The organism is Kitasatospora sp. NEAU-69 (assembly GCF_057158765.1).
In genome coordinates this window covers 37,442-59,024 of sequence record NZ_JBWXUE010000013.1, presented here as the reverse complement: position 1 = coordinate 59,024, position 21,583 = coordinate 37,442, and the positions used below count along the sequence as shown (strand labels likewise).

Here is a 21,583-nt window from a genome sequence, read left to right as displayed (position 1 = left end):
CGGTCTCCTTTACCCCCCGACGGCGCGGTGAATCACCCGGCTGTACGTGCGCTGTCGTACGCCTGACGGGCGTCGTGGGTCGCTGCGCGGTGCCGTTCGGCCCAGTCGCCGCCCGCCCGCACGCCCACCCTCACCCGCTCACCCACCTGCCCGGCCCCCGGTCATGCCGCTGCCCGCCCTCCACTACTTTCCCTTTTTCTAACACCATTATCATCCCTTCACAGCCCCTTGTCATCCCTCCCCCCACCCCCGTGTTCCCCCTGGGTGGTGGACGTCGCCATGACCGGGGCGCGTTCAGCACCCCTCGCGGGTCAGCCCCGCACCTCGATCAGCCCCGGGCCGCCGTCAGCCCCGGGCGGCCGTCAGCTCCGCGGCGACCAGCTCCGCGATCTGCACCGCGTTCAGTGCCGCGCCCTTGCGCAGGTTGTCGTTGGAGAGGAAGAGCGAGATGCCGTGTTCGACCGTCTCGTCGCGCCGGATCCGCCCGACGAAGCTCGGGTCCTGCCCGGCCGCCTGGAGCGGGTTCGGGATGTCGGTCAGCACCACGCCGGGCGCGCCGTCCAGCAGCTCCACCACCCGCTCCGGGCTGATCGGGCCGGCAAAGCGCGCGTTCACCTGGAGCGAGTGGCCGGTGAAGACCGGCACCCGCACGCAGGTGCCGGAGACCTTGAGGTCCGGGATCTCCAGGATCTTGCGGCTCTCGTGGCGCAGCTTCTGCTCCTCGTCGGTCTCGTTCAGGCCGTCGTCCACGATCGAGCCGGCCAGCGGGATCACGTTGAAGGCGATCGGCCGCTTGTAGATCTGCGGCTCGGGGAAGTCCACCGCCGCGCCGTCGTGGACCAGCGCCGCGGCGTCGTCCACCACCTTCGCGGCCTGGCCCTGGAGCTCGGCGGCGCCGGCCAGGCCGCTGCCGGAGACCGCCTGGTAGGTGGCGACGACGAGCGCGGTCAGCTGCGCCTCCTCGTGCAGCGGGCGCAGCACCGGCATCGCGGCCATCGTGGTGCAGTTCGGGTTCGCGATGATGCCCTTGGGGCGGTCCGCGATCGCGTGCGGGTTGACCTCGGAGACCACCAGCGGGACCTCGGGGTCGCGCCGCCAGGCGGAGGAGTTGTCGATCACGACCGCGCCGGCCGCCGCCACCTTGGGCGCCAGCTCCTTGGAGGTCGAGCCGCCGGCCGAGAAGATCACGATGTCCAGGCCGCTGTAGTCGGCCGTGGCCGCGTCCTCGACGGTGACCTCGCCGCCCTGCCAGGGCAGCGTCTTGCCGGCCGAGCGCGCCGAGGCGAAGAGCCGCAGCTGCTCGACGGGGAACGCCCGCTCCGCCAGGATCCGGCGGACCACGGCGCCGACCTGGCCCGTGGCGCCGACGATGCCGATCTTCATACTTCCTCCTCCGATGGACCTGCTCTGCTTCATCTTGCCTGCTCCCCCGGGGTCGGCCGGTATTCGGTTTCACCTGGTGGACAGCACACCGATCAGCTGTGGTTCCGGTCACTCGTGGCGAGCCGCGCCAGCGCCGCCACGCACGCGGCCACCGATTCCTCGCCCGCCGGCAGCAGCGGCAGCCGGACCGCCGGGCTCGGGATCCGGCCCTGGGCGTGCAGCACGCCCTTGATCACCGTCGGGTTCGGCTCGGCGAACGCGGCTGCCGACAGCTCCGCGAGCCGGTGTCCCAGCGTCCGGGCCCGGTCGGCCTCACCCGCCCGCCAGGCCGCCACCAGCTCGACAAACCGGCCGGTCGCCAGGTGGGCCGAGGCGAGGATGCCGCCGGCCGCCCCGAGCGCGAGCAGCGGCCCGAGGAAGACGTCGTCACCGGCCAGCACCGCGAAGTCGGCCGGCAGGTCGCCGAGCAGCGCGACCGTCTGCTCGTCGATCCGCCCGGTCGCGTACTTCACCCCGGCGATCCCGGGCAGCCGGCCGAGCGCCCGCAGCGTCTCGGCGTCCAGCTCCCGGCCGGTGCGGTAGGGGATGTGGTAGACGATCAGCGGCACCGGGCTGTGCGCCGTCAGCTCCGCGAAGTGCGCCAGCACCCCGGCCGCCGACGGGCGGACGAACGGCGGCACCGGCGTGAGCGCGGCGACCGCCTCCGGGTGCTGCCGCAGCTCGGCGAGCGCCGCCGCGCTCTCCCGGGTGCCGCTGCCGCCGGCGCCGACCGTCAGCGGCGCGCCGCGCTCGCGGCAGACCCGGGCGCAGATCCGCAGCACCTGCGCCTTCTCCTCCCGGTCCAGCGCGCTCGGCTCGCCGGTGCTGCCGAGCGCGACCAGGCCGGCGGCTCCTTCGTCGAGCACCGCGTGGGCGAGCCCCTCCAGGGCGTCGGCGGCCAGCTCGCCGTCGGCGGTGAAGGGGGTGATCAGCGGGACGTGAATGCCGTGCAGAAGGTCCATGGATCGAGCCTGACCGAGCCGTCCGTTCAGGTCCAGTTCGCTTTTCCACCGAAACTCGTAAGCTGGGCTGATGCTTGATGTCCGCCGCCTGCGGCTCCTGCGGGAGCTGGCCCTGCGGGGCACCATCGCCGCCGTCGCCGAGGCGCTCTCGTTCAGCCCGTCCGCCGTCTCCCAGCAGCTGACCGCGCTGGAGCGGGAGGCCGGGGTCGCGCTGCTGGAGCGCACCGGCCGGCGGGTCGCGCTGACGCCCGCGGCGCAGCGGCTGGTCGCGCACGCCGAGGTGGTGCTGGACCGGCTGGAGCAGGCCTCGGCCGAGCTCGCGCAGGCCCGGCGCGGGCCGGCCGGGCCACTGCGGATCGGCACCTTCCCGTCCGCCGCCGGGGTGGTGATCCCGCCGGCACTGGCCGCGCTGGCGGCGCGGTACCCGGAGCTGGAGCCGATGGTCGCCGAGGTGGACTCGGCAGGCGTCGCGGACCTGCTGCGGGGCGGCGAGCTGGACGTGGCGCTGGTGCACGACTACGACTTCGTGCCCTGCCCCGAGGAGCCGGGGATCCAGCGCGAACCGCTCTTCACCGAGGCGATGTACCTGGCGACACCGGCCGCCGAGTCGGCACCGGTGCTCCTGGCGCAGTGCGCGGCCGAGCCGTGGATCATGGCCACCCCCGGCACGCTCTGCCACGCGATGGCCGTCCGGGCCTGCCAGGCGGCCGGCTTCGCGCCGCGGATCAGGCACCGGGTGGACGACTTCGCCACCGTGCTCGCGCTGGTGGCCGCCGGCCAGGGGGTCGCGCTGGTCCCCGAGCTCGGCGCGCTGGACCGCCCGGCCGGCGTGGCGCTGCACCGGCTGGAGATGTCGCGCCGGACAGCCGTCGCGTTCCGCCGCGGCTCGGCCGGCCATCCGGCGCTGGCGGCGTTCGACAGCGCCGTCCGCGCCGCACTGCCGCCTCGGCTGCTCGCGCCGGAAGTCGGCCCGGCCGACTTCTGATGCGCCTTCCTCTGATGTGCCGACACCGTGTGCTGTTCAGGTAACAGTTGACGCAACGCCCTTTCGTGCTCAGCAGCTACACGTATAGAACTCGGTGACGACACACCTGAGGCATTGCCGGCACGAGATGAGCGCTCCGACATGAGCTACCCGCCCGACCCGCAGAACCCGTACGGGCAGCCGCAGCAGCCCCCGTACGGGCAACCGCAGCAGCCGAACCCGTACGGCCAGAACCCCTACGGCCAGCCGCAGCAGCCCCAACAGCCCCAGTCGCCGTACGACCAGGCGCCCCCCGGCTACGGCCAGCAGCCGCCGCCCCAGCAGCAGCCGTACGGCTACCCGCAGCAGCCTCCGTACGGCCAGCCCCAGCAGCCGCAGCAGCCCTACGGCCAGAACCCCTACGGCCAGCCGCAGGGGCAGCCGTCCGCCCCCTGGCTCGGCGCGCCGAACCCGTACGGCCCGCCCGTCCCCGGCACCCGCCAGCTCGCGAGCGCCGGCGACCGCTTCGTGGCCCGGCTGATCGACATGCTGGTCGTGGCCGTCCCGGTGCTGGTGGTCGAGGCCCTGATCGGCTTCGGCCTCGGCCAGTACATCGCGGCCCTCTTCGGCGCCGTCGTGGTCTTCGCCTACGAGATCGCCCTGCTGCTCACCCAGAACGGCCAGACGCTCGGCAAGAAGGCGATGAAGCTGCGGGTGGTCTCGCTCGCGCACGGCGGCCGCCCGACCGACGCCGAGCTGTGGACCCGCGCCGCCGTCTTCGGCCTGCCCGGCGGCATCTTCTGCCTCGGCACGCTGTTCAACCTGGCCGACTCGCTCTGGCTGCTCTGGGACAAGCCGTCCCAGCAGTGCCTGCACGACAAGGCCGGAAAGACCGTGGTGATCAAGGAGGCCTGAGCCCCGACCACTTCACGCAACCCCCTCACGCGACCCGCGCGGCGGCCCTGCCGACCCGCCGCGCGGGTCGCGTGACCGGTCTCACAGAAGCTCCGCGAGGCCCGCTGCGGACCACCACCCCGGCGCGCCCGGGGAGCCCCTCCGGTCGCGCTAGGGTGGAAGGCCCCCAGCCGCAGACCTACGCCGAGGAGCCCGCGCCCGTGGCCGACAGCTTCGTTCACCTGCATGTCCACACCGAGTACTCGATGCTCGACGGGGCGGCCAAGAACGGGAAGTTGATCGCCGAGGCGGAGCGCCAGGAGATGCCCGCGATCGCGATGAGCGACCACGGCAACATGTTCGGCGCCTACGAGTTCTTCCAGAAGGCCAAGGGCAGCTCGGTCAAGCCGATCATCGGCATCGAGGCGTACGTCGCACCGGGCTCGCGGTTCCACAAGAAGCAGACCTTCTGGGCGCCCGGCGGCCAGCGCCAGCCGAGCGCGGACGGCGAGGGCGGCAAGGACGTCTCCGGCGGTGGCCGCTACACCCACATGACCATGTGGGCGGAGAACGCGACCGGCCTGCGCAACCTCTTCAAGCTCTCCTCGCTCGCGTCGATGGAGGGCTACTACATGAAGCCCCGGATGGACCGCGAGCTGATCGCCGCGAACGCCACCGGGATCATCGCGACCACCGGCTGCCCGTCCGGCGAGGTGCAGACCCGGCTGCGGCTCGGGCAGTACGAGGAGGCGGTCAAGGCCGCCGCCGCGTACCAGGACATCTTCGGCAAGGAGAACTACTTCCTGGAGCTGATGGACCACGACCTGTCCATCGAGCGCGACGTCCGGGAGGACCTGCTCCGCCTGGCCAAGCAGCTGAACATCCCGCTGCTGGCCACCAACGACTCGCACTACGTCACCGCCGACCAGGCGGACGCGCACGACAGCCTGCTCTGCGTCGGCGTGGGCAAGAACAAGGACGACCCGAACCGGTTCAAGTTCAACGGCAGCGGCTACTACGTCAAGACCGCCGCGGAGATGCAGGCGCTCTTCAGCGAGCTGCCCGAGGCCTGCGCCAACACGCTGGCGATCGGCGAGCGGATCCAGCCGTACAACGAGGTCTTCGACTACGTCGACCGGATGCCGCAGTTCGACGTGCCCGAGGGCGAGACCCAGGCCTCCTTCCTGCGCCAGAAGATCGCGGCCGGCCTCCAGCACCGCTACGGCGACAACCCGAGCCAGGAGGTGCTGGACCGGATCGAGCTGGAGATGGGCGTGATCACCCCGATGGGGTTCGACGCCTACTTCCTCGTGGTCGCCGACATCTGCCAGTACGCCCGGGACAACGGCATCCCGGTCGGCCCCGGCCGTGGTTCGGCGGCCGGCTCGATGGTCTCCTACCTGACCCGGATCACCGAGCTGGACCCGCTGGAGCACGATCTGCTGTTCGAGCGGTTCCTGAACCCCGAGCGCATCAACCCCCCGGACGTCGACATCGACTTCGACGACCGCCAGCGCGACCAGATGGTGCGCTACGTCACCGACAAGTACGGCGAGGCGTACACCGCGCAGGTGAACACCTTCGGCACCATCAAGGCCAAGGCCGCCGTCAAGGACGCCAACCGGATCCTCGGCTACCCGTTCGCGATGGGCGACCGGATCACCAAGGCGATGCCGCCGGACGTGATGGGCAAGGGCGTGCCGCTGGCCGACCTCTTCAACGAGAAGCACCCGCGGTACAACGAGGGCACCGAGATCCGCTCGCTGTACCAGAACGAGCCGGACGTCAAGAAGATCATCGACACCGGCCTGGGCATCGAGGGCCTGATCCGCGGCACCGGCGTGCACGCCGCCGCGGTCATCCTCTCCTCGACCCCGCTGCTCGAACTGATCCCGCTGCACAAGCGGGACAAGGACGGCGTGATCATCACCGGCTTCGACTACCCGTCGTGCGAAGCCATGGGCCTGATCAAGATGGACTTCCTGGGTCTGCGCAACCTGGGCATCATCGATCACTGCATCAAGATCGTGAAGGCCAACCGCGGCATCGACGTCGACATCGAGAAGATCAAGATCGATGACCCGACCACCTACGAGCTGCTGGCCCGCGGCGACACGCTCGGCGTCTTCCAGCTCGATGGCGGTCCGATGCGCGCCCTGCTCAAGCTGATGAAGCCGACCGAGTTCGCCGACATCTCCGCCGTCTCGGCGCTGTACCGGCCCGGCCCGATGGGCATGAACTCGCACACCAACTACGCGCTGCGCAAGAACGCCCAGCAGGAGATCATCCCGATCCACCCGGAGCTGGAGGAGCCGCTCAAGGAGGTCCTCGGCCCCACCTACGGTCTGATCGTCTACCAGGAGCAGGTGCAGCGAGCCGCCCAGGTGCTGGCCGGCTACAGCCTCGGCCAAGCCGACCTGCTCCGCCGCGCGATGGGCAAGAAGAAGAAGGAGGTCCTCGAAAAGGAGTTCGTCCCCTTCCACGCCGGCTGCAAGGAACGCGGCTACTCCGACGAGGCCATCCAGGCGGTCTGGGACGTCCTCGTCCCGTTCGCCGGCTACGCGTTCAACAAATCGCACTCCGCCGCGTACGGCCTGGTCTCCTACCAGACCGCCTACCTGAAGGCGAACTACCCGGCCGAGTACATGGCCGCGCTGCTCACCTCGGTCGCGGACGACAAGGACAAGATGGCCGTCTACCTGGCGGAGTGCCGCCAGATGGGCATCAAGATCCTCTCGCCGGACGTCAACGAGTCGGTCGTCGACTTCACCGCCGTCGGCTCCGACGTCCGGTTCGGCCTCAAGGCCGTGCGCAACGTCGGCGTGCCGGTGATCGAGTCGCTGATCAAGACCCGCAAGGAGAAGGGCAAGTACACCTCCTTCGCGGACTTCCTGGACAAGGTCGAGCTGGTCGCCTGCAACAAGCGCACCGTCGACTCGCTGATCAAGGCCGGCGCCTTCGACTCGCTCGGCCACACCCGGCTCTCGCTGACCACCGTGCACGAGAACGCGATCGACGCGGTCACCGGCGTCAAGAAGCAGCAGGCGATCGGTCAGGACGACCTGTTCGGCGCGATGGACACCGGCGCCGACACGCCCACCATCGGCCTGGACTTCGAGCTCACCGAGCGCGAGTGGCCGCGCAAGCAGTTGCTCAGCCTGGAGCGCGAGATGCTCGGCCTCTACGTCTCCAGCCACCCGCTGGACGGCGCCGAGCACATCCTGGCCCGCAACCGGGACGTCTCGATCGCCGAACTGATGGGCTCGGGCCGCACCGAGGGCGAGGTCCGGCTCTCCGGCCTGATCACGGCCGTGGACCGGCGGATCAACAAGGCCGGCAACGCCTGGGCGATCATCACGCTGGCCGACCGCGACGGCTCGGTCGAGGTGCTCTTCTTCCCGGCCAGCTACAACCTGATGGCCGACCAGATGGTCGAGGACAACGTCGTCTCGGCGCGCGGCCGGCTCAACGAGCGGGACGGCTCGCTGAGCATCTTCGGCCAGGAGATCACCACGCTCGACATCTCCTCCGCCGAGCACGGCGGCAAGCCGCCGGTGCAGATCACCGTGCCGTACCCGAAGATCAACCCGCACGTGGTCAAGGAGCTGAAGAGCGCGCTCCGGGCGCACCCCGGCGACGTGCCGGTGCGACTGCTGACGACGAGCCGGCAGAAGGACGTGCTGTACGAGCTCGGCTTCCTGGTCAACCCGGACACCGCGTTCGCCAGCGAGGTGAAGACGCTGCTCGGGCCGTCCGCCTGGAACGCCTGAGCCTGCCGGCGCAGCGGGCACAGCGGGCGCTCTGGGTGCGGGGGGGGAAAAAGGGGAGCGGGCCACGGGGAGGGGGGAATGGGGGTCGTTTGGGGGGCGAGCTTTCGGCCTTCCCCTCCCGCACCCGTTTTCCCTGTGATCGAACAGGCGCGCTACTCTCGGCGCTGCCCAAACGATCTCAAGGGGGATGACGATGAGTTACGGACCGCCCGTCGCAGGGTTCCCGCCGGCACAGCCCGCACCCGTCCGACCACCCGGAGGCGCCCAGCCCGGCCTCGCGCTGCTGCTGATCGTCTACCTGGTGATCGAGCTGGCGACCCTGGTCTTCGACCTGAGCCGGCAGGGCGCGGCGTACCTGCCGACCGCGCTCGGCTTCACCTACGACCACTGGATCGCCGACGTCCCGATCGGCTTCGGGGCCGGCGGCACCGCGAACGTGATCGCGCTGGTCGCCATGATCATCGGCGCCTTCGCGGGCGGCCGCTGGGTGCGCGCCGGCGGCACGATGCTGCTGCTGTCGAACTCCTACATCACCGTGACCGCCCTGATCAACGAGCTGACCCAGTCGGACGCCTCCCGGCTGGCCTTCCACTCGCCGGTCGCGCCGAACCTGCTGCTGAACCTGGGTCAGATCGCCGAGGTCCTCGTCTCGCTGGTCTTCGCGCTGGTGGTGCTCGCCACCAAGCGGCCCCGGACCGACGCGCCGGGCGCCCCGGTCGCCCCGTTCGCGGTGCCCGCCCCGGGCTTCGCGCCCGCCGGCGCGGGCCCGGTCGCGCCGCAGCCCGGCTACGCCGCACCGCAGCAGCCGGGCTACGGCCCGCACGCCTGACGGCGGTTCAGCCCTCCAGCGAGTCGAGGAAGGCGAGCGCGACCGCCCAGGTCCGCTCCGCCGCCTCGGCGTCGTAGTCCGGCAGGTCGGCGTCGGTGTAGAGGTGGCCGGCGCCCCGGTAGCGGTGCACCTCGACGTCCGCGCCGGCCCGCCGCATCCGCAGGTACCAGGCGTTCAGCCAGTCCTCGGTCTCGAACGGGTCGGGCTCGGCGACGTGCAGCTGCACCGCCAGCTCGGTGGCCGTCTCGTCGCGCAGGTCCGAGGTGCCGTGCAGGAGCAGCAGCCCGAGCGCGTGCTCGTCGGCCAGCGCCAGGTTCTGCGCCAGCCCGGCGCCGAGCGACAGGCCCGCGTAGACCAGCCGGGTGCCCCCGGTGAGCAGCGGCGCGGTCGCACCGACGGCCCGGCGCAGCAGCTCGTCGTTGCCGATCTCCTCGCTGTGCGCCATGCCCTGCTCGGCGGTCTCGAAGGTCTTCCCGTCGTACAGGTCAGGCACCGTCACCTGGTGCCCGGCCGCCCGCAGCCGGTCGGCGGCGGCCCGCACGGCCGGACGCAGGCCCTGCACGGAGTGGAAGAGGATGATCTGGGCCACGGAAACTCCATCGGCAGACGTGGGTGTACGTCTCATGATCCCTCACTTCGCACTGCAGCTCAGGACACTCAGGACACGATGTCCTTGCGGGCGAAGCCGCGGAACGCGAGCGCGAGCAGGATCACCGCGTAGGAGAGCGAGACCGAGACTCCCTGGATCATCCCGCCCCACTCCAGCTGCGGCTGGAGCGCGTCCGCCCAGGAGTACTGCCAGTGCGCCGGCAGCCACTCGCGCAAGTCCCCGAGCGCGGTGATCGCGTCCAGCACGCCGGTGATGATCGCGATGAAGACCGCGCCGCCGACCGCGCCGAGCGGCGCGTCGGTGACCGTGGAGAGGTAGAACGCCAGCGCCCCCACCACCACCTCGCCGAGGAAGACGAAGGCCACCGCGATCCCCAGCCGCGGCAGCGCCTCGGCCGCGCTGAGCGAGCCGCCCCCGGGCAGCCGCAGATCTCCCCAGCCGTACGCGGCGGTGCCGACCGCGAGGCCGGTCAGCGGCAGCAGCACGATCGCGGCGGCCGAGAAGAGCAGACCGATGGTCAGCTTGCGCAGCAGCAGCCTGGCGCGCGGCACCGGCGCCGCGAGCAGGTAGCGCAGCGAGGACCAGCCCGCCTCGGCGGCCACCGTGTCGCCGCAGAACAGCGCGATCGGGATCACCAGCACGAAGCCGGTGCCCATGAAGAGCATGGTGGCCGCGAAGTTGGGCCCCGAGGCGGTGGCCAGCTCGATGAAGGTGGTGCGGTCGGGCCGGCTCGGCGTGCCGCCGATCTGGAACGCCGCCAGCACGATGAACGGCATCGCGAAGAGCACCGCCGCGATCACCATCGTGCGGCGCCGGCGCAGTTGCCGCAGCGCCTCGATCCGCAGCGGCAGCGTGTGCTGCGGGCGGTAACCGGCCGCCCGGTCGACGAGCACCGGGCTCTCCGGACTCATGCGTACGCCGCTCATGCCGGGCCTCCGATCAGGGAGAGGAACGCGTCCTCCAGGCGGCGGTGCGGTCCGGCCCGCTCCACCGGTACGCCGAGCCGGACCAGCTCGGCGATCAGCTCACCGGCCGTCAGCCCGTCGAGGCGGACCAGCAGCCCGTGCCCGACCACCTCGACCTCGCCGACGCCGACCAGCGCGGCCGTCTTCCCGGCGGCCGCCGCCAGCTCGTCGGGTCCGTAGCCGGCGGGCGTGCCGATCAGCAGCAGCTCCCCGGCGCCGACGATCTCGGCCACCTCGCCCGCCGTGACGAGCCGGCCGCGGTCCATCACGACCAGGTGGGTGCAGGTCTGCTCGACCTCGGCGAGCAGGTGGCTGGAGACGATGACGGTGCGTCCGGCCGCCGCGTAGCGGATCATCACCTCGCGCATCTCGCGGATCTGCGGCGGGTCGAGACCGTTCGTCGGCTCGTCCAGGATCAGCAGGTCCGGCAGGCCGAGCATCGCCTGCGCGATCGCCAGCCGCTGCCGCATGCCCTGCGAGTACGTGCGCACGGCCCGCTCCAGCGCCTCGCCGAGGTCGGCGATCGCGAGGGCCTCGTCCAGGTGGGCGTCGGCGGCCGGGCGGCCGGTGCTGCGCCAGTACAGCTCCAGGTTGGCCCGCCCGCTCAGGTGCGGCAGGAACCCCGCGCCCTCGACGAACGCGCCGACCCGCGAGAGCACCGGCGAGCCGGGCCGCACCGCGTGTCCGAAGAGCCGGATCTCGCCCTCGTCGGGGCGGATCAGGCCCATCAGCATCCGCAGCGTGGTGGTCTTGCCGGCGCCGTTCGGGCCGAGCAGGCCGAGCACCTGGCCCTGCCCGACGGTGAAGCCGAGCTCCCGGACGGCGTACCGGTCGCTCGCGCCCTTGTAGCGCTTGCTCAGCCCGGTGATCTGCACCGGGACGCCGGCCAGCGCCGGGTCGGGCGCCGGCAGCGCGCGGCGGCGGCGGGCGGTCAGCAGCAGCAGCGCGCCGATCGCCAGCGCGAAGAGCGGCAGCAGCCAGGTCCGGGCGGGCAGCGGCGCCGCCTCGGTGTGCAGCCCGGAGTCGGTCGGCGCGGACAGCTGACCGGCGAGCGAGATCCGGTAGGTGGCGGGCGGCGCCGGTGACGCGTACGCGAGGTCGGTGGTGGCGAGCACCAGGCTCAGCCGGTGACCGGCCGGGAAGCTGTAGTCGACGGCGGGCAGCGCGATGCCGACGGTCCGCCCGCCGGGCGCGTTCGCGCCGACGACCCGCAGCGGCGCGGCGAGCTGCTGCGGCAGCGTCTGCTTGCCGTCCGGGCCGAGGTCGTAGAGCTTCGCGAAGAGCACGGCGTCCGGCTGGTCGGACTCGACGTGCACCTGCACGGTCGGGCTGCCGGTCAGCTGGAGCCCGGAGTCGAGCGGCGCGGAGTCGAAGGTCGCGTGCTGGCCGGGGAAGTCGAGCGAGAGGCTGAGCCCGAGGCTGCTCGCCTGGGCGAGCGCGCCGAGCCCGGGCACGGTGGAGATCGCCGGCGGCGCGCCACCGGGCGGGTTGGCGACGGTCTGCTCGCCGCCGTTCAGCCCGACCTGCCGGGAGGCCGTCCCGCCGAGCCCGGGGTAGCGGTCGGCGTCGGCGCCGCGCAGCACGGCCTGGAAGCCGGTGGAGTCCACGCCCCCGGTCCTGGTGACCCGGAAGTTCGGGCCGGTGTCGGCGCCGTCCTTCTTCAGGTAGTGGTCGAACCAGGCGGTCACCCGGCCGTCCACCCGGTCGCTGGTCTCGGTGCCGCCGTCATGCCCGCCGGCGAACCAGTCCACCGAGACCGGCGCGCCGTTGGCGGCGATCGCCCTGGCCATCGCGTCGCCCTGGTCGAGCGGGAAGAGCGAGTCCTGCTCCCCCTGCACGACCAGGGTCGGCACCTTGATCCTGGACGCCACGGTCGATGGGCTCGACTTCTCGAGCAGCGCGACCGCTGCGGCATCCGGACGGCCCGCGGTGGCGACCCGGTCGTACATCGCGCAGAGCTCGGCGGTGAACCGGCCGCAGCCCGGCGGGCCGTCGGTACCGGTCGGCGGCGCGGGGGTGCCGGTCGTGGAGGCGGTCAGATCACCGGCGGAGCCGGAGGTGAAGAAGATGCCGGCCCAGAGCTTCTTGAACACGCCATCGGTGACGGGCGCTCCCTGCACGCCCTGCGGGAACAAGGCCTGCGCCAGGTCCCACCAGGTGATCCGCGGCGCGGCGGCGTCGATCCGCGGATCGGCGGCCGCGGCCAGCAGCGCGATCGCGCCGCCGTACGAGGCTCCGGTGATCCCGACCCGCGGGTCCCCGGGCGCGTCCAGCTGCACCTCGGGGCGCTGCGCCAGCCAGTCCACCAGGTGCTTGACGTCCTGCACGCTGCCGTCCGGCCCGTTCAGGTCGATCTGCCCGGTCGAGTGCCCGAAACCGCGGGCCGACCAGGTGAGCACGGCGTATCCGGAGCGCGCCAGGTTGCGCGCCTCGCCGGCCTCGTCGGCCTTGCTGCCGCCGAAGCCGTGCGCGAGCAGCACGGCCGGCCGCGGGCTGCTGCCGGTGGTGAAGAACGAGGTGTCGATCGAGACCTGCGCGCTGCTGCCGGGCGCCTGCGGCACGGTGATGAACTGGTCCTGCTCGCGCACGGTGGCCGGTGCGCCCGAGGCCACCGACACGGCGGCGAGCCCGACGGCCGCGACCAGCGCCAGGCCGCCCGCCAGCAGCCGACGCCGGCTCAGCCTGCTCCGCTCACGCCAACGCCGCCAAGGGCCGGGAGGGTTCATGATGAGCGATCGTATCCGTCTGATCTGAGGATCGACCGAAGGGTCCTCGCCAAGCGCCCGTCCGGCGGGATATGTCCGGATCGTCCGCGTATCGTGGGCGCGTGCTGTGGCCGATCCTCTCCCTGCTCGCCACCGTCGTCGTCACGCTGGCGATCGGCTGGGTGGTGGACCAGCTCCTGCAGCGGACCAGCGCCCGGCACACCGAGACGCCGCTCTGGACGCTGCTGCGGCGCTGCCGGATCCCGCTGCAGCTGGTCGTGGCGGCCGGTCTGCTGCTGACCGTCCGCTCGCTCGAACGGGACATCAGGCACGCGCTGCTGCTGGTGCTGATCGCCAGCACCGGCTGGCTCGTCGTCAGGATCACCGGCGCCGCCCTGGAGGCACTGCTCGGCCGCTACGAGACCAGTGTCGGGGACCCCTCGCGACTCCAGCGGGTGCGGACCCAGGTCGGCGTGCTGCGCCGGGTGGTCAGCGCGCTGATCGTGGTGCTGACCATCGCCGTGATGCTGCTGACCTTCCCGGCCGCGCGCACCCTCGGCACCAGCCTGCTCGCCTCGGCCGGGATCATCGGCATCGTCGGCGGCATCGCCGCCCAGCACGTGCTCGGCAACTTCTTCGCCGGGCTGCAGATCGCGTTCAGCGACACCGTGCGGATCGACGACACCGTCGTGGTGGAGGGCCAGCAGGGGGTGGTGGAGGAGATCACCCTCTCCTACCTGGTGATCCGGCTCTGGGACTACCGGCGGCTGATCGTCCCGGTGTCGTACTTCGTCAGCAAGCCGTTCGAGAACTGGACCCGCAGGGATCCCGGCCTGCTCGCGGTCGTGCTGCTGCACCTGGACCACTCGACGCCGGTGCCGGCGCTGCGCGAGCGGCTGCGCACGACGCTGGCCGGCTCCACCCACTGGGACGGCGAGCAGTGGGGACTCTGGGTGGTGGACAGCACGCCGAGCACCATCGTGCTGCGGGCCGCGATGACCGCCCGCAGCCCCGACGAGACCTTCGCCCTGCGCTGCGCGGTGCGTGAGGACCTGCTGGCCTACCTGCGCGACGAGCACCCGGGGGCACTGCCCCGGGTGCGGACGAGCTGACGGCTCTACAGGTTGGTGAGCTGCTCGCCCTTGAGGTCCTGCATCGTGTGGTCCACGCAGACCGCGAGGATCAGCAGCACCGTCGCGTCCAGCTGGCTCAGCACGTCGACGGCGTAGGTGTCCCGGAAGCTGAACCAGCGCCGCGAGATGTGCGCCAGCGTGCTGCCCTCGTGGCGGATGTCGAACTCGCGGTCCCAGATGTTGCCGACTATCCGCAACCGGCGCCCGTCCCGCAGCCTGACCTTGAAGCGGTCGCCGAAGAGCTTGAAGAACCGCTTGCTGAACTTGGCCACCAGCTCGCCGTCGTGCTTGACCAGGATCGTGTGGTGGATGGTGAAGGCCTTCTTGACGATGGTCGCCACCACCGTGCCCTGCGAGTCGACGAAGTGGAAGGTGTTCCGCAGCCGGAACAGCTTCTTGTCGACCCGCAGCACCCTCTCCCGGTGCTCGGTCTCGATCCAGGCTTCCTCGTGGAAGGCGAACATGCGGTCGCGCACCAGATAGCGCAAGGGACACCCCCAGGCAGACGATTCCGCCAGGTTAGAGCACCGGGGTCACAATGCCCGGGATCAGAAGACCCCGAGCTCAGAAGACCTTGGGCTCAGAAGACCTTGAGCATGGTGCGGTGCGGGATCCCGGCGTCGTCGTAGACCGGGCCCTCGGCCGCATAGCCGAGCCGCTCGTAGAAACCGAGCGCCGACACCTGCGCGTGCAGCTCCAGCTCCCGCGCGCCGCGCTCGCGGCCGGCCTGCTCGACGGCCCGCACCAGCGCGATGCCGAGCCCGGTGCCGCGGGCCTGCTCCAGCACCGCGAGCCGGCCGAGCAGCACCCGGTCCGGCACGCCGGTGAGGGCGAGCGCCTCGGCGCCGCTGATCAGCCGGGCGGTGCCGACCGCGGTGCCGTCGGCGGCGAACGCCAGCAGGTGCAGCGAGGTCGCGTCGAGCTCGTCGTACTCCAGCTCGACCGGCACGTTCTGCTCGACCACGAAGACCGCGTGGCGCACGTCGAGGGCGAGCGCGAGCTCGGCCTCGCCCTGCGCGATCCGGATGTCGGCGACCGGGTTCACCGGCTCGGCGTCCGTCACGTCAACGTCCGTCATGTCGCTGCGGCTCACTGGCTCTCGGCGGAGATGATGTCCAGCGCCTTCTGCAGGTCCGCCGGGTACTCGCTGGCGAACTGCACCCACTCGCCGTCCGCCGGGTGCTCGAAGCCGAGCTGGACCGCGTGCAGCCACTGCCGGCTCAGGCCCAGCCGCTTGGCCAGCGTCGGGTCGGCGCCGTAGGTGAGGTCGCCGACGCACGGGTGGCGCAGCGCGGACATGTGCACCCGGATCTGGTGGGTGCGGCCGGTCTCCAGCTTGATGTCCAGCAGCGAGGCGGAGCGGTAGGCCTCGATCAGGTCGTAGTGGGTGATCGAGTGCTTGCCGTCCCGGGTCACCGCCCACTTCCAGTCGCTGCTGGGGTGCCGGCCGATCGGGGCGTCCACCGTGCCGCTCATCGGGTCGGGGTGGCCCTGGACCAGGGTGTTGTACTTCTTCTCGACCACCCGGTCGTGGAACTGCCGCTTGAGGTCGGTGTACGCGCGCTCGGACTTGGCGACCACCATCAGGCCCGAGGTGCCGACGTCGAGGCGGTGCACGATGCCCTGGCGCTCGGCGGCGCCGGAGGTGGAGATCCGGTAGCCGGCGGCGGCCAGGTGGCCGATCACGGTCGGGCCGGTCCAGCCGGGGCTGGGGTGCGCGGCTACGCCGACCGGCTTGTCGACGAGCACGATGTCCTGGTCGTCGTGGACGATCCGCATGCCGTCCACGTGCATCGGCACGATCTGCACCGGCGCGGCGGGGGCCGGCATCTCGACCTCCAGCCAGGAGCCTGCGACCACGCGGTCGGACTTGCCGGCGGCGGTCCCGTCGATCCGGACCTTGCCCTCGGCGGCCAGCTCGGCGGCCTTCGTTCGGGAGAAGCCGAACATCCGGGCCAGGGCTGCGTCGAGACGTTCGCCCTCCAGGCCGTCCGGTACGGGAAGGGTGCGGGTCTGCGCTGCGGTACTCACCCGTACGAGTATGCCGCAACCGGCTCCCGCTCCCGCTATTCGCTCCGGTCGCCCTTGGCGGCCTTGTGGCTCAGGTGCGTCGAGCCGTCCGGGTTGCTGCCGCGGAACGAGAGCAGCACGACCAGGATGCCGCCGCAGACGATCGCCGAGTCGGCGAGGTTGAAGACCGCGAAGTGCTGGACCGAGATGAAGTCCACCACGTGGCCGCGGAAGACGCCGGGGGCCCGGAAGAGCCGGTCGGTCAGGTTGCCGAGCGCGCCGCCGAGCAGCAGGCCGAGCGCGATCGCCCAGGGCAGGCTGTACAGCCGGCGGGAGATCCGCCAGATCACCACGATCACGGCGGCGGCGATCGCGGTGAAGACCACGGTCATGGTCTGCCCCATGCCGAACGCCGCGCCGGGGTTGCGGATCACCTGGAAGGTCATCACGTCGCCGATCACCCGGATCGGGGCGCGGCCCTCCAGCTTCGCCACCACCAGCAGCTTGCTGCACAGGTCGATCAGGTAGGCGAACAGCGCGACCGAGAAGAGCACACCGATCCGGCGGCGGCGCAGTGCCGCCCGCCCGCCGTCCGCGGCGGTCGCACCGCCGCCGCCCGCAGCCTCAGGAGCAGCGGCCGGGACGTCGGCGGCCCCGGTGGGCTCGTCCTGGGTCTGGGGGGAACCTGGCGTAGTGATGATCCGCTCCGCTGCCGAAAAAGGGGCCGACGTTACGGGGTCGAGCGTACGGCACGCGCTGCGCGCACCCGCTCGACCCCGTGTCTGCGGCCCTGGAGTTACCGAGCGGTACGGCTCAGCGACGTTCCTGCTTGGACTTGCACGAGACGCACAGCGTGGCCCGCGGGAACGCCTGTACCCGGGCCTTGCCGATCGGCTGGCCGCAGGACTCGCAGACGCCGAAGCCGACGCCCTCCAGCCGGGCCAGCGCGCGCTCGGTCTGGTCGAGCATGTCGCGGGCGTTGTTGGCCAGCGCCAGCTCGCTCTCCCGGTTGATGTTCTTGGTGCCCGCGTCCACCTGGTCGTCACCGGCGCCGTCGTTCGAGTCGCGCATCAGGCCGGTGATCGCGGCCTCGGCGGTCTCGATCTCGGCCCGCAGCCGGAGCAGCTCGCCGTTCAGCTCGGCGTGCAGCTCGGCGACCTCGGCCGAGGTCCAGGGCTCCTCCCCCGCGCGGACCGGCAGCTCGGCCGGGTCCACCGACTCGGCGCCGCCCGCCCGCGCGCCGGAGCCCGCGGGGATGTGGTTACGGCTGGTGGCCGCGCCGCGTCCGGTGGTGGTACTGGTCTTCCGCCGTGTCGTGGTCACGGAACCCTCCCCTTGGTCGCCTGCCACGGCCTTCCGAGCCCGCCTGGTGGCGGTACCCGCGCCCGTTGCTTTCTCAGCCATGGCTTCGACCCCATCTACGAATGACTCCGGCCGACGGTTCCCGTCGGCCTCTGGTGCCGGAACGATAATCCTGATCGAATCCGGTCACAACGGGACATACCGGTGCCCTGAGTGATCCCACTCGCGCAGCGGTCCGAAGCTGCCCGTACTCGGGCATTGACAAAGTTGTGCCCAGATCGTCACCAGCTAACCGTGTCGGTGACGCGCGGTGTCGGAATGCGGTTGCGGCCGCGCTATAGACTGGGCCGGCAAGGCGCAGATGGGACGAGTACCGACGTACGCAGCCATGAGCGACCCGGGGACGGTGCGAGCCCGGGGGTGTGCGCGGCGGGAAGATCACCCCGGAGCCGCCGGAAGAACGGCCTGTCCGCAGGCCTACTAGACCCGGTCGCAAAGCCCAAGGAGTGGGCCGCCACCAGCACCACGCGGCGGTCAAGGAGGGTGGTACCGCGGGGCGGCTCGCCGTCTCGTCCCTCCGTCGGAATGCCCGTCCACGCATCCGCCGGAGGCGCCAGTGAGCACGTACAACCCCGTTCCCGCGCAGGTAGACCTGCCCACCCTGGAACACGGAATCCTCAGCTTCTGGCAGGACCAGAAGGTCTTCCAGCGCAGCCTGGAGCAGTCCGCCGGCCGTCCCGAGTGGGTCTTCTACGAGGGCCCGCCGACCGCCAACGGCATGCCCGGCGCGCACCACATCGAGGCCCGCGTCTTCAAGGACGTCTTCCCGCGCTACCGGACCATGAAGGGCTACCACGTCGCCCGCAAGGCCGGCTGGGACTGCCACGGCCTGCCGGTCGAGCTCGCCGTCGAGAAGGAGCTGGGCTTCTCCGGCAAGCCGGAGATCGAGAACTACGGGATCGCCGAGTTCAACGCCAAGTGCCGCGAGTCGGTCACCCGGCACACCGACGAGTTCGCCAAGCTCACCGAGCGGATGGGCTACTGGGTCGACCTCGACGACGCCTACCGGACCATGGACCCGTCCTACATCCAGTCGGTCTGGTGGTCGCTCAAGCAGATCTTCGACAAGGGCCTGCTGGTCCAGGACCACCGGGTCGCCCCCTGGTGCCCGCGCTGCGGCACCGGCCTGTCCGACCACGAGCTGGCCCAGGGCTACGAGACCGTCGTGGACCCCTCGGTCTTCGTCCGCTTCCCGCTGACCAGCGGCCCGCTGGCCGGCCGGGCCGCGCTGCTGGTCTGGACGACCACGCCGTGGACCCTGGTCTCCAACACCGCCGCCGCCGTGCACCCGGACGTCACCTACGTGGTGGCCACCGACGGCACCGAGCAGCTGGTGGTCGCCGAGGCACTGGTCGGCAAGGCGCTCGGCGAGGGCTGGGAGACCACCAGGGAGACCTTCACCGGCGCCGAGATGGAGCGCTGGGCCTACCGCCGCCCGTTCGACCTGGTCGAGATCGAGGACGCGCACTACGTCCTGAACGCCGACTACGTCACCACCGAGGACGGCACCGGCATCGTCCACCAGGCCCCGGCCTTCGGCGCCGACGACCTCGCGACCTGCCGCAAGTACGGCCTCCCGGTCGTCAACCCGGTCGAGGCGGACGGCACCTTCGCCACCGACGTGCCGCTGGTCGGCGGCGTCTTCTTCAAGAAGGCCGACGAGGCGCTGGTCGCCGACCTCAAGGACCGTGGCCTGCTCTTCCGCCACCTCCCGTACGAGCACAGCTACCCGCACTGCTGGCGCTGCCACACCGCGCTGCTCTACTACGCGCAGCCGTCCTGGTACATCCGGACCACCGCCGTCAAGGACGCGATGATCCGCGAGAACGAGGCGACCAACTGGTTCCCGGAGACGGTCAAGCACGGCCGCTTCGGCGACTGGCTGAACAACAACATCGACTGGGCGCTCTCCCGCAACCGCTACTGGGGCACCCCGCTGCCGATCTGGCGCTGCGCGGAGAACCACCTGACCTGCGTCGGCTCGCTCGCCGAGCTGAGCGAGCTGACCGGCACCGACCAGAGTGCGCTCGACCCGCACCGCCCGTTCATCGACGACGTGACGTTCGACTGCCGCGAGTGCTCCGGCACGGCCGTCCGGGTGCCCGAGGTGATCGACGCCTGGTACGACTCGGGCTCGATGCCGTTCGCGCAGTACGGCTACCCGTACCAGAACAAGGAGCTGTTCGAGAGCCGCTACCCGGCCCAGTTCATCTCCGAGGCGATCGACCAGACCCGTGGCTGGTTCTACACGCTGATGGCGGTCGGGACGCTCGTCTTCGACAAGTCGTCCTACGAGAACGTGGTCTGCCTGGGCCACATCCTCGCCGAGGACGGCCGCAAGATGTCCAAGCACCTGGGCAACATCCTGCAGCCGATCCCGCTGATGGACCAGCACGGCGCCGACGCGGTGCGCTGGTTCATGGCGGCCGGCGGTTCGCCCTGGTCGGCCCGCCGGGTCGGCCACGGCACGATCCAGGAGGTGGTGCGCAAGACGCTGCTCACCTACTGGAACACCGTCGCGTTCCAGGCGCTGTACGCGCGCACCGCCGACTGGGCGCCGTCCGCCAGCGACCCGGCCCCGGCCGACCGGCCGCAGCTGGACCGCTGGGTGCTCTCCGAGCTCAACACGCTGGTCCGGGAGACCGACGCGGCGCTGGAGTCCTACGACACCCAGCGGGCCGGCAAGCTGCTCTCCGGCTTCGTGGACGACCTGTCCAACTGGTACGTCCGCCGCGGTCGCCGCCGCTTCTGGCAGGGCGACGCCGCCGCGCTCGCCACGCTGCACGAGGCGCTGGAGACGGTGACCCGGCTGATGGCGCCGCTGACCCCGTTCATCACCGAGCGGGTCTGGCAGGACCTGGTCGTCCCGGTCGCGCCGGACGCACCCGTCTCGGTGCACCTGGCGATCTGGCCGGTCGCCGACGAGTCGCTGATCGACACCGACCTCTCGCGGCACATGGCACTGGTCCGCCGCCTGGTCGAGCTCGGCCGCGCGACCCGCGCCGAGTCCGGCGTGAAGACCCGTCAGCCGCTGTCCCGCGCGCTGATCGCGGCCCAGGGCTGGGAGGAGCTGCCGGCGGACCTGCGCGCGCAGATCGCCGAGGAGCTGAACGTCGCCACCCTGGAGTCGCTGGCGCAGGTCGGCGGCTCGCTGGTGGACACCACCGCCAAGGCGAACTTCCGCGCGCTCGGCAAGCGCTTCGGCAAGGGCGTGCAGGACGTGGCGAAGGCCGTCGCGGCCGCCGACGCCGCCGTGCTCGCCGCCGAGCTGCGCGCCTCGGGCAGCACCTCGGTCCTGCTCGACGGTGAGCCGATCGCGCTCTCGCCGGAAGAGGTGATCATCACCGAGACCCCGCGCGAGGGCTGGGCGGTCGCCAACGAGTCCGGCGCCACCGTCGCGCTCGACCTGGCGATCACCCCGGAGCTCAAGCGCCTCGGCATCGCCCGTGACGCGATCCGCCAGATCCAGGAGGCCCGCAAGAACTCCGGCCTGGACGTCGCCGACCGGATCGTGCTGCGCTGGCAGTCGGCCCAGGAGGAGACGGCCGCCGCCGTCACGGAGCACGGCCCGCTGGTCGCCGACGAGGTGCTGGCCGTGGACTTCGCGGCGGGCACCGCCGACTGGGAGTCGCAGACCTTCGAGGACGAGGGCCTGGGCCTGACCTTCCAGCTCCGCAAGGCCTAACCACCCCCTGCTGGTTGGCCCCCGCACCCTACGCAGGGACCAACCAGCAACGGTGATTGCACCCCCGGTGCACCCACTCGGCGACACCCCTTCCCTGGGCCAAAAGAGATCCCCCCCCCCGCTCTGCGGGTGGGCGCCTCTCGTGTAGCCAGGGGGTGCGCCTCCGTGCCAGTGCAGCGGGCTCGCCAAGGCTCGGACCGCCCCGGCACGCTCCTCCCCCGAACACCACAAAGCGCGCACACCCGGCTCAGCGCAGGAGCCAGGGGTGCGCG

General features: G+C 71.6%; 16 protein-coding genes. 6 read left to right on the top strand and 10 right to left on the bottom strand.

All coding sequences use genetic code 11. From position 1 onward, the window contains the following. Positions 1-345 precede the first annotated feature (345 nt). A complete protein-coding gene (locus AC060L_RS16930; RefSeq protein ID WP_483799582.1) occupies positions 346-1,383 on the bottom strand; it encodes an aspartate-semialdehyde dehydrogenase in 1,038 nt (345 codons plus the stop codon). 92 nt (positions 1,384-1,475) lie between these two features. Then, a complete protein-coding gene (locus AC060L_RS16925; RefSeq protein WP_483799581.1) occupies positions 1,476-2,384 on the bottom strand; it encodes a dihydrodipicolinate synthase family protein in 909 nt (302 codons plus the stop codon). A 70-nt stretch (positions 2,385-2,454) separates the two neighbouring features. Here AC060L_RS16925 and AC060L_RS16920 point away from each other — a divergent pair, with 70 nt between their 5' ends. From AC060L_RS16920 to AC060L_RS16905, 4 genes are all read left to right on the top strand, one after another. Next, positions 2,455-3,369: a LysR family transcriptional regulator gene (locus tag AC060L_RS16920; RefSeq protein ID WP_483799580.1), complete on the top strand. Its 915-nt coding sequence runs from the start codon at positions 2,455-2,457 to the stop codon at positions 3,367-3,369. A gap of 141 nt (positions 3,370-3,510) precedes the next feature. Then, positions 3,511-4,263 carry an RDD family protein gene (locus AC060L_RS16915; protein WP_483799579.1) on the top strand — a complete coding sequence of 251 codons (753 nt, stop codon included), beginning with the start codon at positions 3,511-3,513 and terminating at the stop codon, positions 4,261-4,263. Between the two features lie 200 nt (positions 4,264-4,463). After that, positions 4,464-8,012 carry a DNA polymerase III subunit alpha gene (gene dnaE / locus AC060L_RS16910; RefSeq protein WP_483799578.1) on the top strand — a complete coding sequence of 1,183 codons (3,549 nt, stop codon included), beginning with the start codon at positions 4,464-4,466 and terminating at the stop codon, positions 8,010-8,012. Between the two features lie 193 nt (positions 8,013-8,205). Then, complete coding sequence (locus AC060L_RS16905) at positions 8,206-8,841, top strand: hypothetical protein (RefSeq protein WP_483799577.1); 636 nt, start codon at positions 8,206-8,208, stop codon at positions 8,839-8,841. Positions 8,842-8,848: 7 nt separating this feature from the next. Here the strand turns inward: AC060L_RS16905 and AC060L_RS16900 are convergent, their stop codons facing one another. The 3 genes from AC060L_RS16900 to AC060L_RS16890 form a co-directional block, all read right to left on the bottom strand. Then, positions 8,849-9,430: a dienelactone hydrolase family protein gene (locus tag AC060L_RS16900; RefSeq protein WP_483799576.1), complete on the bottom strand. Its 582-nt coding sequence runs from the start codon at positions 9,428-9,430 to the stop codon at positions 8,849-8,851. 68 nt (positions 9,431-9,498) lie between these two features. Further along, positions 9,499-10,377 carry an ABC transporter permease gene (locus AC060L_RS16895; RefSeq protein WP_483799575.1) on the bottom strand — a complete coding sequence of 293 codons (879 nt, stop codon included), beginning with the start codon at positions 10,375-10,377 and terminating at the stop codon, positions 9,499-9,501. Beyond that, positions 10,374-13,142: an alpha/beta fold hydrolase gene (locus AC060L_RS16890; protein WP_483799574.1), complete on the bottom strand. Its 2,769-nt coding sequence runs from the start codon at positions 13,140-13,142 to the stop codon at positions 10,374-10,376. Before AC060L_RS16890 ends, AC060L_RS16895 begins: the two co-directional genes overlap by 4 nt. A gap of 101 nt (positions 13,143-13,243) precedes the next feature. On the opposite strand from AC060L_RS16890, the gene AC060L_RS16885 reads away from it, so the two are divergent. Further along, complete coding sequence (locus AC060L_RS16885) at positions 13,244-14,233, top strand: mechanosensitive ion channel family protein (RefSeq protein WP_483799573.1); 990 nt, start codon at positions 13,244-13,246, stop codon at positions 14,231-14,233. Positions 14,234-14,238: 5 nt separating this feature from the next. Here AC060L_RS16885 and AC060L_RS16880 read toward each other — a convergent pair whose 3' ends face one another. The 5 genes from AC060L_RS16880 to AC060L_RS16860 form a co-directional block, all read right to left on the bottom strand. Beyond that, the gene (locus AC060L_RS16880) at positions 14,239-14,742 is read right to left on the bottom strand and encodes an LURP-one-related/scramblase family protein (protein WP_483799572.1); all 504 of its coding nucleotides are present in this window, start codon (positions 14,740-14,742) and stop codon (positions 14,239-14,241) included. 92 nt (positions 14,743-14,834) lie between these two features. Next, the gene (locus tag AC060L_RS16875; RefSeq protein WP_483799571.1) at positions 14,835-15,332 is read right to left on the bottom strand and encodes a GNAT family N-acetyltransferase; all 498 of its coding nucleotides are present in this window, start codon (positions 15,330-15,332) and stop codon (positions 14,835-14,837) included. A gap of 11 nt (positions 15,333-15,343) precedes the next feature. Next, positions 15,344-16,285: an RluA family pseudouridine synthase gene (locus AC060L_RS16870; RefSeq protein ID WP_483799570.1), complete on the bottom strand. Its 942-nt coding sequence runs from the start codon at positions 16,283-16,285 to the stop codon at positions 15,344-15,346. 35 nt (positions 16,286-16,320) lie between these two features. After that, a complete protein-coding gene (gene lspA, locus AC060L_RS16865; protein ID WP_483799739.1) occupies positions 16,321-16,965 on the bottom strand; it encodes a signal peptidase II in 645 nt (214 codons plus the stop codon). Positions 16,966-17,077: 112 nt separating this feature from the next. Then, a complete protein-coding gene (locus AC060L_RS16860) occupies positions 17,078-17,587 on the bottom strand; it encodes a TraR/DksA family transcriptional regulator (protein WP_483799569.1) in 510 nt (169 codons plus the stop codon). 595 nt (positions 17,588-18,182) lie between these two features. On the opposite strand from AC060L_RS16860, the gene ileS reads away from it, so the two are divergent. Next, the gene (gene ileS, locus AC060L_RS16855; protein WP_483799568.1) at positions 18,183-21,311 is read left to right on the top strand and encodes an isoleucine--tRNA ligase; all 3,129 of its coding nucleotides are present in this window, start codon (positions 18,183-18,185) and stop codon (positions 21,309-21,311) included. Positions 21,312-21,583 lie beyond the last annotated feature (272 nt).